At 72.4% G+C, this 12,767-nt stretch carries 9 protein-coding genes and 1 pseudogene; 7 read left to right on the forward strand and 3 right to left on the reverse strand.

Annotation, left to right across the window (positions count from 1 at the left end):
* The first annotated feature begins 31 nt into the window (after positions 1-31).
* Together ACZ79I_RS32705 and ACZ79I_RS32710 are read left to right on the forward strand one after the other, a co-directional pair.
* Entirely contained in the window at positions 32-2,839 is a 2,808-nt protein-coding gene (locus tag ACZ79I_RS32705) for a DEAD/DEAH box helicase (RefSeq protein ID WP_471502239.1), read from the forward strand.
* A gap of 86 nt (positions 2,840-2,925) precedes the next feature.
* Positions 2,926-4,956 carry an SWIM zinc finger family protein gene (locus tag ACZ79I_RS32710; RefSeq protein ID WP_471505347.1) on the forward strand — a complete coding sequence of 677 codons (2,031 nt, stop codon included), beginning with the start codon at positions 2,926-2,928 and terminating at the stop codon, positions 4,954-4,956.
* A gap of 281 nt (positions 4,957-5,237) precedes the next feature.
* On the opposite strand, the gene ACZ79I_RS32715 is transcribed toward ACZ79I_RS32710, so the two are convergent.
* Positions 5,238-5,654: a hypothetical protein gene (locus ACZ79I_RS32715; RefSeq protein ID WP_471502241.1), complete on the reverse strand. Its 417-nt coding sequence runs from the start codon at positions 5,652-5,654 to the stop codon at positions 5,238-5,240.
* A gap of 141 nt (positions 5,655-5,795) precedes the next feature.
* Positions 5,796-6,263: a transcriptional regulator gene (locus ACZ79I_RS32720; protein WP_471502243.1), complete on the reverse strand. Its 468-nt coding sequence runs from the start codon at positions 6,261-6,263 to the stop codon at positions 5,796-5,798.
* A gap of 630 nt (positions 6,264-6,893) precedes the next feature.
* On the opposite strand from ACZ79I_RS32720, the gene ACZ79I_RS32725 reads away from it, so the two are divergent.
* From ACZ79I_RS32725 to ACZ79I_RS32735, 3 genes are all read left to right on the forward strand, one after another.
* Entirely contained in the window at positions 6,894-7,490 is a 597-nt protein-coding gene (locus ACZ79I_RS32725; protein ID WP_471502245.1) for an RNA polymerase sigma factor, read from the forward strand.
* On the forward strand, positions 7,487-8,527 hold the full coding sequence (locus tag ACZ79I_RS32730) for a BN159_2729 family protein (RefSeq protein WP_471502247.1): 1,041 nt from the start codon (positions 7,487-7,489) through the stop codon (positions 8,525-8,527). Before ACZ79I_RS32725 ends, ACZ79I_RS32730 begins: the two co-directional genes overlap by 4 nt.
* A 775-nt stretch (positions 8,528-9,302) precedes the next feature.
* Positions 9,303-9,791: a GNAT family N-acetyltransferase gene (locus ACZ79I_RS32735; RefSeq protein ID WP_471502249.1), complete on the forward strand. Its 489-nt coding sequence runs from the start codon at positions 9,303-9,305 to the stop codon at positions 9,789-9,791.
* A 184-nt stretch (positions 9,792-9,975) separates the two neighbouring features.
* Here ACZ79I_RS32735 and ACZ79I_RS32740 read toward each other — a convergent pair.
* Positions 9,976-10,071: pseudogene (locus tag ACZ79I_RS32740) on the reverse strand (MerR family transcriptional regulator); the annotation flags it as partial.
* 281 nt (positions 10,072-10,352) lie between these two features.
* Here ACZ79I_RS32740 and ACZ79I_RS32745 point away from each other — a divergent pair.
* Positions 10,353-11,768 carry a DEAD/DEAH box helicase gene (locus ACZ79I_RS32745; protein ID WP_471502251.1) on the forward strand — a complete coding sequence of 472 codons (1,416 nt, stop codon included), beginning with the start codon at positions 10,353-10,355 and terminating at the stop codon, positions 11,766-11,768.
* 206 nt (positions 11,769-11,974) lie between these two features.
* Positions 11,975-12,217: a DUF5302 domain-containing protein gene (locus ACZ79I_RS32750; RefSeq protein ID WP_053663526.1), complete on the forward strand. Its 243-nt coding sequence runs from the start codon at positions 11,975-11,977 to the stop codon at positions 12,215-12,217.
* The last annotated feature ends 550 nt before the right edge of the window (positions 12,218-12,767 follow it).

The raw sequence follows: 12,767 nt of genomic DNA on the forward strand, positions 1-12,767 counted from the left end.
TGCGACGAAGCGGCGGGAGGTGACCGGACGTATGGGAGACCCGGCGGTGGACGAGGCCGTGGCGGTGCGTCTGGCCGCCGTGTTCCTGCCCGCTCCGCTGCCGCGCCGGGGACGGGTCGCCTTCTGGGACCCGGAGGGCGGGCCGCTGCCGTCGGAGGGCGCCGAGGAGCTGACGGTCGTGCGACGGCACGGGGCCGGCGTGCGCAGGAGCACGGTGCCCGCGGTGTCGCTGCCGGTGGGGGAGGCCCTGCCGCTGCTCGCCAGGGCCCGGCGCGATCCGGCCGCGCATCCCGCCACCGCCTGCTGGGGCGCGGCCGCGCTGCACGCCCTGCGGCTCGTGGCACGGGGGCGGCTGCTGCCCGGGCTCACCCCCGAGGGGTTCGACGCCTGGCGGGCCGGGCCGCTGGAGCCCGAGGACACCGCCCACCTGCGGGCGGTCGCCGCCGCCCTGCCGTACGAGGGCCATGCCGTCCCGCTCCCGGGCAGGGGCCCCCTCACGCTGCCGGAGCCGGAGGCCCTCGTACGGTCCTTCCTGGACGCCGTCGCGGACACCTTGCCGCGCACCCCGGCCGCCGCGCACACCGTCGGCGGGCCGTTCGCCGCGCAGGAGCCGCAGCACCTGCCCCAGGCGTACGCATGGGCCGCCGAGGTCGCGGCGGGCATGGACGCGGGCGTCCGGATCTCGCTGCGCCTGGACCTGACGGCCCGGCAGCTGTTCGACGACGTCGGCGAGGGCGGCCGCCGCGCCGGAGCGGCGGTCGTGCAGGTGCACAGCCTCGCCGACCCGACCCTCGTCGTCGACGCGGCGGCGCTGTGGGACGGTGAGGCGGAGACGTCGTTCGGCCCCGGCGCCCGGGTGGACGCGGCCCTCGCGGTGCGCCGCGCGGCCCGGGTCTGGCCGCCGCTCGCCCGGCTCTGCGAGCAGCCCGTGCCGGATGTACTGGCCCTGTCCGACGAGGAGTTGGGCGAGCTGCTGGGCCTGGCGGCCACCCGGCTGGGCGGGGCCGGGGTCGCGGTGCACTGGCCCCGTGACCTGGCGCACGACCTGACCGCGGCCGCGGTCGTACGGCCCGCGCCGGGCTCGGCGACCGACGGCACCGGCTTCTTCGACAGCGAGGAACTGCTGCAGTTCCGCTGGCAGCTGGCGCTCGGCGGTGATCCGCTCACCGAGGCGGAGATGGACGCCCTGGCGGAGGCCCACCGCCCGGTCGTCCGGCTGCGCGACCGGTGGGTGCTGGTCGACCCGGCGCTCGTGCGCAAGGCCCGCAAGCGCGAGCTGGGACTGCTCGACCCGGTCGACGCGCTGTCCCTCGCCCTCACCGGCAGCGCGGAGGTCGACGGCGAGACGGTGCCGGCGGTGCCGGTGGGCGCGCTGGCCGCGCTGCGGGACCGGCTGACGGAGGGCGTCGGCCCGGTGGAGCCGCCCCCGGGGCTGGCCGCCCGGCTGCGGGACTACCAACTGCGCGGCCTGGGCTGGCTGGACCTGATGACCTCGCTCGGCCTCGGCGGCTGTCTCGCCGACGACATGGGGCTCGGCAAGACGGTCACCGTCATCGCGCTCCATCTGCGCCGGGCACGCCGGGAGCCGACCCTGGTGGTCTGCCCGGCCTCGCTGCTGGGCAACTGGCAGCGGGAGATCACCCGGTTCGCCCCCGGCGTCCCCGTCCGCCGCTTCCACGGTCCGGACCGCGCCCTGGACGGCCTGGACGGCGGCTTCGTGCTCACCACCTACGGGACGATGCGGACGGCGGCCCCGCTCCTGGCCGGACAGCCATGGGGCATGGTCGTCGCGGACGAGGCGCAGCACGTCAAGAACCCGTACTCGGCGACGGCGAAGGCCCTGCGCACCGTCCCGTCCCCCGCGAGGGTGGCGCTCACCGGCACCCCCGTGGAGAACAACCTCTCCGAACTGTGGGCGCTGCTGGACTGGACGACCCCGGGCCTGCTCGGCCCCCTGAAGTCCTTCCGCGCCCGGCACGCGCGCGCCGTGGAGAACGGCGAGGACGCGGAGGCGGTGGAGCGGCTCGCCCGCCTGGTCCGGCCCTTCCTGCTGCGCCGCAAGAAGTCCGACCCGGGCATCGTGCCCGAGCTTCCGCCGAAGACGGAGACGGACCACCCGGTGCCGCTCACCCGCGAACAGGCCGCGCTCTACGAGGCCGTCGTGCGGGAATCGATGCTGGCGATCGAGACGGCGGAGGGCATCGCCCGCCGGGGCCTGGTCCTCAAACTCCTCGGCTCGCTCAAGCAGATCTGCGACCACCCCGCGCTCTATTTGAAGGAGGACCCGCCGGCGGCCGCGGGCCTGACCGCCCGCTCCGGCAAACTCGCGCTGCTGGACGAGCTGGTGGACACGCTGCTGTCCGAGGACGGCTCGGCGCTCGTCTTCACGCAGTACGTCGGCATGGCCCGGCTGATCACCGCCCACCTGGCCTCCCGCGCGGTGCCGGTGGAACTGCTGCACGGGGGCACACCGGTGCCCGACCGGGAGCGGATGGTGGACCGCTTCCAGAGCGGGGCGACCCCGGTGCTGGTCCTCTCCCTGAAGGCCGCGGGCACGGGCCTGAACCTCACGCGCGCGGGCCATGTCATCCACTTCGACCGCTGGTGGAACCCGGCGGTGGAGGAACAGGCCACGGACCGCGCGTACCGCATCGGCCAGACCCAGCCGGTCCAGGTCCACCGTCTGATCACCGAGGGCACGGTGGAGGACCGCATCGCCGAGATGCTGGAGTCGAAGCGTGCCCTGGCCGACGCGATCCTCGGCTCCGGCGAGGCGTCCCTGACCGAACTGACCGACCGGGAGCTGTCGGACCTGGTGTCCCTGAGGAGGCCGGGGTGAACGGCACGGGTGAGGAACGGCCCGGGGCAGAGGCACGCCCGGAGGCCGAGAGGGGACCCGGCGGCGGGCCGCGCTCCGGCGGCGACATGCGTCGGGAGGACGACGGGCGTCCTGCCGACGCGGTGCGCCGCGCGCTGAGGGCCGCGCGGGAGCGGGCCGGCGACCAGGTCAGGGCCGCCCGCGCAGAGCAGCCCGCCGCGGACGTGGACACCGCCTCGCCCGGTGGGGACGTGGAGCCGGCGACCCGGCCGGGGGACGCCGCGCGCGCGGCACTGCGACGGGCGAACACGGAACACCGCAGCGGCCGGGGCACCGAAGCGGACACCGCCCCCGCAGCGGAGTCCGGAGAGGGGCCTTCGGGAAGCACGCGGGAGACCCGCGCGGCCTCGGGGACCGCCCGCCGTGGGACCGCGGCGGCCGGCCGCCCCGGCGACGGCGCCCGCGAGGCCCTGCGGGCCGCGCGGAAGGAAGCCGAACGCGAGCGAACGGAGGCCGGAACGGCGGGAGGCGGGGCACGGCACCCGTCCGGCGCCCCGGAGGCGTCCGGCGCCCCAAGGAGCGCCCGCGGCCGCCGGGACACCGGTGCGCGTGCGGGCGGCGCCCCGCCGGGGGAGGTGCGGGAGCTCCTCGTCGGTGCCTTCAGGAGGCCGACCGGTCCCGGCGGCCGGGGCGACCACCGCGACGAGCGGCGGAAGGAGGCGCCCGAGCGCCCGTCGCACGGGGCCCCGAGCGGGTCCCCGGGTGCCCGGCACGGCACAGCGCATCCGGCCCAGGACACGGCCCGGGATCCGGCCATGGGACCCCGGTCCGCACCGCCCGGCCCGCCGGTGGCCGCCCGCCACCCGCGGTCCATGGCGGCGCCCGGCCGTGACGGCGAGCTGCGGCGCACCTTCGAGGCCCTTCCGGCACGGCCGGCGAAGGGCGCCGAGCGGTTCGCCGGGACGTGGTGGGGCGACGCCTGGGTCGCCGCGCTGGAGGAAGGGGCGCTGGACGCGGCGCGGCTGGCACGGGGGAGGGCCTACGCGGGACGCGGGAACGTGGACGCCATCACCGTCACGCCGGGGCTCGTACTGGCGTACGTACAGGGAAGCCGTCCGCGCCCCTACCGCGTACAGGTGCGGCTGCGGACGTTCTCCGACGACGAGTGGGACCGTTTCCTGGACGCGGCCGCCGAGCGGCCGGGGCACATCGCCGCGCTGCTGGACCGACAGCTGCCGCGGTCCCTCGCCGAGGGCGGGGTGCGGCTGCTCCCCGGCCCCGGCGACCTCGAACCGCACTGCGGCTGCCCCGACTCCGGCCACCCCTGCAAGCACGCGGCCGCCGTCTGCTACCAGACCGCGCGCCTGCTCGACCAGGACCCCTTCGTGCTGCTCCTGCTGCGCGGCCGGGGCGAGCGAGAGCTGCTCGACGCGCTGTCCCGGCGCACCGCGGTGCGCGCGGCGCGGGCCGCACAGGAGCGGAAGCCCGTCCCCGTCCCCGGTGTGCGCGCCCGTGATGTCGTGTCCCCGCGCCCGCTGCCCACGCTCCCCGCCCCGCTGCCGCCGCCCGCCCACCCCGAGCAGCCGCCGGTCTGCCCCGGGGTGCCGGGCGGTCCGGACCCGTTCGCCCTGGACCAGCTGGCCACGGACGCCGCGGCCCGTGCGCACGCGCTGCTGACCACCGGGCACGATCCGGTCGCGGAGCTGACTCTCCGGCAGGACGCGGTACGGCTCGCCGCCGCCCGCCCCGGCTCGGGCCTCACCGCGGCAACCCGGGAGCTCTACTCCTCGCTGGCCGCCGCCACCGGGCGCACCCCGGCCGAGCTGGCCCGGGCGGTCGCCGCCTGGCGGCAGGGCGGGCGGGAGGCACTCACCGTGCTTGAGGAGCCCTGGGACCCGCCGGCGGGTCGCTTCGACCGCGCCCGCCCCCTGCTGCTCGCCGCCGGCCTCCCCGCGTTCCGCCCATGGCGCAACCGCCTCACCCACCCGGGCGGCCACACCCAGCTCCGTCTCGGCCGGGACGGCCTCTGGTACGCGTACGAGTCGGAGCCGGGCCGCGAGGACTGGTGGCCCCGGGGCACTCCGGACCCGGATCCGGTCGGCGCACTGACCGGCCTGGGGGCGCCTGCAGCGGGATGAGCGGGAAAACACGCCCACACCGACCACTTGGTGGACCGGGCGGCCTGCGCCCGCCCGTGAGACGGCGGGAGGCCTCAGGCGCGAGTGGCGGCACTCTGGAGTGGCCTGAGCGGCTTGCAGGGCCTGCGGTTCGCTCATTGAAGCAGGCGGACCACCGGCTCATGTCAAGGATGACGGAAGCCGTCTCCGCAGGCCGGTGGAGACGGCTTCCGCTCGTTCAACGCCCTCCAACGGAAAGCAAGTCGAGTGCTGAGGGAAGAGCGGTTCGACGCAGCTGATCCTCATGGCCGTGAGCTTCGATGCTCCTTCCGCGGCGGCCACACGGTGACGTGGGCCGCCCCCCGCAGATCGCCGTAGGCCCTGGGTGCGAACTGCGCGCTGGTCAGGGCGAGTTCACGGGCGACGAGCTGGTTGCGCTCGTCGTTCACCTCATCGATCTCCTGCTCCAGCTCCGTGACCCGCAGCTTCAGTCTCCTGTTCTCGTCCCGCGTATCGTCCAGCGACCGGGCCATGCTCGCGAGACGCAGAGCCGTGACGACGGTGCGGCGGCGCTGTGCCTCCTCGCGCTGGTGGATGTCGTTCTCGCGCTCCTGCATGTCCCGTTCGAGGCGGCATCGCTCCTCCGCCAGCGCGTCGAGGTCACTCCGGGTGCGCGCTTCGAACCTGCGGAGCAGGTAGTACATCGTGGATGTGAGCATGCCGACGGCCCCTGCCGCCAGAAAGCCCACGCCGACGGCAGCTGTCTCCCAGGTGTGGCTCCAGACGGCCGCGCCTGTCAAGATCCCGCCGGCCGCGCAGCTCGCGGTGCTAGCGATTGCCACTCTGTACACCACGTTCGGCTACCCCCTTGCAACGGTCCCCCGGTCGTCGGCGGCGTCGATCTCCTCTTGGAGCTTGATCGCCTGGACGATGTTCGCGCTGAGCATCTTGCGAATTTTGGGGTCGGCGATGCCCCACGCGTCCATGGCCTCGTCCGGGGTGAGCGTTGCTGAGGTTACCTGCCGGACTTGGGGTTCACGTCCGTGTTCGGCAGGAATAAGGCCGCTGTCAACCAGTACTCTCCGGTGGTCTAGACCGAGAATCGTCGCCCACGTCGTCAGCTGTGAGGGCAGGGGCAGCGTCTTGCCCTCCAGGGTCCGGCTGATGGTGGTCAGGCTCAGTCCGGTCGCGGCCGCCAGTTGCGCGCGGCCGCCCTGCCGGGGGCGGACGTCGTACCCGGCCGCGGTGGCGGCTTCGGTCAGGTATATGCCGACCCGCCGGGCTTGAGCCTGTCGCTCGGCCCGGGACTCGTGGGCGGGATCTTCCATGCTCCGCATCCTCGGAGAGTAGCGCGCACGCGTGCAAGTTACACGCTAGTTGCATGCATGCATTTTCGCAGGTCAGGTGGAGAGTATTCATTTCTACAGGCTGTGTGCTGGATCTCGCATCTGCGTACGGATCAAATTACTTCTCTCGGTACTCGAGAGGTGCAACTTGCGCGCAGGTAAGCAAGTTGCCTAAGTTGCATGCATGCGAGTTAGTCACACGAGTGCAAGTCCTTTCGGAGGGCTTTCCCTGACCATGCTCCGTTTGAACACGGGCAGGCCCTTGTCAAGGGTCGAGACGCTCGGTGACGACGTCGTCACCGATGCGGCTCGGCACACCGGTGTCGGCACGCCGATGCTCCACCGGCTCCCGGCCCGCGTGAAGGAGGCGGGCCCGACCACGCCCTGGACTCCGCACGGCGCCCACCGCGGTCGGCTCGACGACCGCGTCCACGACGACCCGCAGGCCCGGCGGCGTGCCAATGTCCCGCGCCGACGGCGGAGGCCCGCCCCAGGCCTGGTGTCCCCGCGGGGCCAGGCCAGAGCTCAAGGGGGCCGCCCCCGGGCCGGGAACGGGCCCTTCGTCCATCGCCGGCCCACCACAGCCCACCCACTCATGAACGGGAGTACGCCTTGACCGCTAAGGCTGACGCCGTACCGGGAGACCTCAGTAGGAGCGAACCGAACCTCATCACCCGTGCACAGCAAGGTGACCGCGAGGCGTTCGGCAAGCTGTATGAATTCCACCACGAGCCCGTCGCCAGCTACATCCGCTGCCACGTCAGGTTCGATCCGACGCTGGCCGAGGACCTCACTGCGGACGTCTTCCTGCGGGCCTGGTCCAAGATTGGCACATTCCGGTGGAAGGGTGTCTCGATCCGAGCGTGGCTCTGCAGGATCGCCCGCAATGCGGTGATCGACTACCACAGGAACCAGGCCACCCGGCGCCTGATCTTCGTCGGCGACATCGCCGCCGTGTCCGACTTCTGGAACGCACCCGACTGTACGGCGGAGGAATGCGCCCTGTCGGCCCTGGACGAGGCCGAACTGCGCCTTGCGCTGGGTCAGCTGACTCCGCGGCAGCAGGAGGTCCTCCGGCTGCGGTTCTTCCAAGAGCTGTCCGTCACCGAGACCGCCAGCATGTTCGGATCCACCACAGGCGCGGTGAAGACCCTCCAGTACCGCGCGCTGGACTCCCTGCGCAAGGCATACGCGGAGGTGGCCGCATGACGACCGCACCCGAGACCCCTGCCGACGTCGAGCGGGAACTGGCCGAGCGCCTGGGCCGGTTCGCCAAGGGCTTCGTGGCCGATCTGGAGGCCCGGGGCCGCCTGGTGGAGGCCGGCGGCGCCGCTGCCCTCAAATGGCTGCGCGAGCAGGCGGAAGCGCACTGGAACCCGCCTGAGGCGTACCAGGTGGCCGTCGACGCCATCGTCGAGGACTGCGGCTACCCGAGCGAAGCGGCGATGCGCGTGGCCAACGCCCTGCGCCGTCGAGGCATCCTCGGCGGTGACGGCGGGGAGCAGGAGCCGCAGCACCGACCGGCCCCGGGCCCCACGCCTGTCAGCCTCATGGTCCGCGGCGCGATCGCCCTGCCCCGCGTCCGGCAGCACCCCGAGCCCGGGGCGAGGCGGCTCGCGCTGAGCGTCGTGCGCGACGCGGACCGGGCACTGCCGATCCGGCCGGCCGCCGCCCAGCCGGCGGACACCACGAACCAGCGGCCGGCCGACTGGGGCCAGGCGCACGTCCGGGCCGTCACCGTTGCGGCACGCCTGCAGGACGAGCACGCCGGCCGGTTCGAGGTCCTGCAGATCGCCCCCGACCACGAGCGCGTCACCGTCGCCATCCGGGCTCTGTCGCTCAGCGACTGGGAGTACTGGCTGAACGCGATCGGCGCGCCCCGCAACGTTCCGACGAGGACGGCCGGATACGCGCAGATCGCCGCCGGACGGATCGACGGTGTCGACGTCCACCTGACGGCCCACGAGGTTCCCGAGCTGTTCCAGCGGGCGCAGGAGGCGGGAGGCGAGCCGTTCTGCCTGTGGGGCCGGATCTACGACCTCACTCGCGGCCAGGTCGACGAGCACGGTCAGACCTGGCTCTACCTCGGCCAGCGCCAGGAAGACGGCATGCCGCTGCTGGCCCTGCGCGGCAGCGACAGCCCGCTGTACCCGCTGGCGTCGATCGTCACGAGCAACGGCCCGCTCACCGCCGACGACACGACCGCCCCGGTGGCTCCGGTTCCGGACGCCGAGGACGAGCCGTGACCATGGCCCATCCTGCGCGGGGCGGGGAAGGGGCGGCGGCGAAGCAAGGTTGTCGTGCCCGTCGGCCGTAGACGAGGTCCACACCTTCGGCGTCGGCATCGAGGAAGAGCGACCGTACGCGCCGTGGTTCCGGTCCTTCCTGGCCTCCGGCCGGCCGATGCCTGCGGGTGAGGCAGAGACCGTCCGTGAGCGTCCATGCCCGTCCAAGATGAGTGCGTAATGCCGGGTCAGGGCGTTCTGGTCCCGGGGAGTCGACGCAGTCGGTGATAGGCGCGTGAGAGCGGTGTGCGACGAGAAGCCCCGCGGGTGCGGCCTCGCGGGGCTTCCGAACAGGTGGGTTACAACGCCGGCGCGGGCGCCGTTGCACTCGGTTGTCCTCTTGGGAGCCACCCGAAGCAAGGACACAGCGACGGCACGCGTGACGGCCGATGCGCCACACACGCCCCAGGGACTTGGTGCGATCAACCAGGACACATCCGTTTGCTGGTGCAAAGTACGACGTCTCCTGGTGCGGCTCACGAGGCCAGCCTGAAGTCGTCCTGCACAGGCTGGCCCTCGCTGCGGCAGACCCAGGGGAAGCAGCGGTTGACCACCCCGTTATCCAGCTCCTCCGCAGCGGTTCGGGCGTCCCAGTTGCTGTCGGCGGCGGTCGATGCGGCGGCAGTGACATGGTCGATCGGGCCTGAGCAGACGGTTCCCGGGAGCGGTGCAGGAATCCTGCCCGAGCAGCCGACCCGCCGCACGGCGGCACGCTCCGGTGCGAAATACTCTCCCGATGAGTTCACGCACTTCCCCGATCGGCCAGCCGGTCACGATACGGAGGGCCGTTGCGCGGGATGCCAAACGGCTCACGCGGCTCGTGCGTGGCTCAGGCGCCTACGAGGGTAGGTACGCAGCCGCAGTCGCGGGCTACCGGGTCGGTCCTGATTACATTGAGGCCCACCGCGCCTTTGTGGCCGTCGGCGCCGACGAGCAGGGAGGCCGGGTCCTCGGGTTCTACTCGCTCGTCCTTGCTCCAGCGGAGCTCGACCTGCTGTTCGTTGCCGACGACGTGCAAGGACGGGGTATTGGACGGCTGCTCGTGGCGCACATGCAGTCCGAGGCTCGTGCCGCCGGGCTCGACCGTGTCATGGTCGTGTCGCATCTTCCCGCCGAGGACTTCTACCACCGTGTTGGTGCGGTGCGGACCGGGACCGCGTTTGCGAACCCGCCCGCCGTGCCGTGGGACCGTCCCGAATTCGAGTTTCGCATTCCTTCGGGATGACGCGGTGTGCCGGTCGGCGAGGCACCGGCTTCGCTGCGTGGTGGCCGGCTTGCAGGAGCCGCTGGACGCCGCGCGCTCCGTGTGTGTGGTCTCCTCTGCCCTGGCGCCGTGATCGCCTGCGTCAGCGGTCTGCCGCGATGCCCTCGCCGGGGTGTTCTTCCAGGGCTCGCAGGAGTAGTTCCTAGACCGTCACACGGGTGGTGACCTCGCCCAGTGACGCGAGCATCAGCCGATAGTCGGGGAACTCCTCGGGCAGCAAACGGCAGTGCCGGTCCTCCCGGTCGGCCACGGGAGTCAGATCCCGTGCTCGATGCGTGGCTCGACAGCTCGCCCGTGGGGTGGGGCCGTTCTCCAAGGGGAACGGTTGTTCCAGGCTGACCCGCTGCCAGCCCCGTACACAGGGGCGATCGGTATCAGCGGCGCGAGGTTATGCCGTGTGTTAGTCTCACGCGCTTGCGTGGTCGTCGCGGTGGGCGATTCTGTCTGTTCCGTTCGGCTTGTGCGTGGGCTGTTCAAACCTGCCGGGCCTTCCTCGGTACGTTCCCTTGCGGAAGGCTGTTTATGAAGCATCCCAATGACTCCGGCATCGCTCACGGCAGTCCCGCCCAGCCTGGGACAACGACCCCGGCGCTGCTTCCGGCCGTCACCTTCGCCGGTCTGGAACTGCCGACGGAGGTGCTGCGGACACTGAGCGAACTCGGGGTGCGCGAACCCTTTCCGATCCAGGCCGCCACACTGCCCGATGCCCTGGAGGGGCGCGACATCCTGGGACGCGGGCGCACCGGATCAGGCAAGACGCTCGCCTTCGGCCTGCCGCTACTCGCACGGACGGCCGGGCGGCGCGCGGAACCGAAGCAGCCCCGTGCTCTGATCCTGGTGCCTACCCGGGAGCTGGCCCAACAGGTCACCCAGGCGCTGGCGCCGTACGCCGAGGCACTGCGGCTGCGGATCGCCACGGTCGTCGGCGGAACGTCGATCGGCCGGCAGGTCGCCGCGCTGCGCCAGGGAGCCGAGGTGGTCGTCGCCACCCCCGGACGCCTGCACGACCTGATCGAGCGCAACGCCTGCCGCCTGGGACGGGTGAGAATCACCGTGCTGGACGAGGCCGACCAGATGTGCGACTTGGGATTCCTGCCGCAGGTTGCCGACGTGCTCGACCAGGTGCACCCCGACGGTCAGCGGATGCTTTTCTCGGCCACTCTCGATCGCGACGTCGATCAACTGGTCCGCCGCTACCTCCACGACCCCATCGTCCACTCGGTCGACCCGGCTGCGGGCACAGTCACGACGATGGAGCACCACGTTCTGGTCGTCCACGGCCCTGACCGCTACGCCGTCATCACGGAAATCGCCGCCCGCGACGGCCGCGTACTGCTGTTCCTCGACACCAAGCACGCCGTCGACCAGCTCACCCGGCATCTGCGGGCCAGCGGGGTGCACGCCGGGGCCCTGCACAGCGGCAAGTCCCAGCCACAGCGCACACGGACCCTGGCGCAGTTCAAGAACAGCCAGATCACCGTTCTGGTGGCGACCAATGTCGCGGCCCGTGGCCTGCACGTCGACGACCTCGATCTCGTGGTCAACGTCGACCCGCCCACCGATGCCAAGGACTATGTGCACCGGGCGGGCCGCACCGCCCGCGCCGGTGAGTCCGGCAGCGTGGTCACGCTCGTGCTGGCGGGCCAGCGCCGTGAGACGAGCCGCATGATGGCCGGGGCCGGCATCGAGCCGACCGTCACCAAGGTGCGCTCGGGCGAGGCGGAGCTGAGCCGGATCACCGGCGCCAAGACTCCCTCCGGGATCCCGCTCGACGGCGAGCCCGCCGTCCCGGGACCCAAGAACACCAACGCTCCCTTCCGCGGCCTCGGCACCAGCAAGGGCACCTCCCGTGGCGCCGACGGCAAGTCCCGAAAGGCGGGCGAGGCCCGCAAGCTCGCCGAGGCCCGCAGGGCCGCCCTCGTGCGTCGCAACGGCTGAGAGCCGTTGCCCTGGCAGCCTGGCCACGGGATCGAAAACCCTCGGCCCGGCCCGAAGCCGTCCTGTGTGCCTCACCTACGAAGTCAACGCCTTTGGCCGCGAGCGGGATGCCCGCCGAAACGGAGCAGGATGATGTTGCCGGCGCCTTGCACTGCGCCCAGCATGACAAGCTGTGCTTGCTCACCCCCCGAACCCAGGAGGTCACCATGACCGCAGAGCCCGTATCTACGGAAGGTTCGGAGCCGGCTGCCCCCGAGACGTCCCCTCTGGAGCCGGACAGCGACGGCAACTACGACCTCAAGCGCAAGTTCCGCGAAGCCCTGGCGCGCAAGCGCGGTGCGCAGGCGGATGCCGCTGATGTTGCCGCCAAGTCCGATGCATCGAAGGTGCGTTCGGCGCACGGCCCGGCTGCGAGCCAGCGGTCGTTCAGGCGCAAGAGCGGCGGCTGAGTCGATGAGTCCCGCGATCTAACCGCTTCACCGGCACTCGCGCTATCGACTCGCGCGTCCCGTGCTGTGGCCCGCGACGTGCGCATGCCCGTGCGCGCGTTGCGGGTGGGGCGTAGCCGGGGACTCGCCTGGGGGAATGGCCCAGATGCGGTTGGCTCGGGTCGGTGGCGCCGCCGAACTGGAATTCCGGGATGAGGGCACTGCCTTGTCCGAGGTACGCGGCCGATTTTGCGCGCCTTGCGTGCCCCTGTATCGCTGTGAAAAGCGACTGCGGCCGTCCGGGGTGACGGTAGGCATCCGCGTGGCAAGGACATTCGTTCCCCGTCCTGCTGCGGCTGAACGACGCACAGACGGTCGCGTTCCGGGCAGCGGTCGCCTCCGTGCCCAGCCACGACGTGCAGGTGCCGACCTGCCCCGAGTGGACGCTGTCCGATCTGGTGCAACATCTGAGCGGGGTGCATGGCCGCCATGTCACCGGTTCCTCCCGCGGCTTCGGCCGCGAGTTTGCGCAGGCGGCCCTGGAACGCGGCGACAGGGCCGTCGCCCGCAA

The organism is Streptomyces sp. PSU-S4-23 (assembly GCF_055632315.1).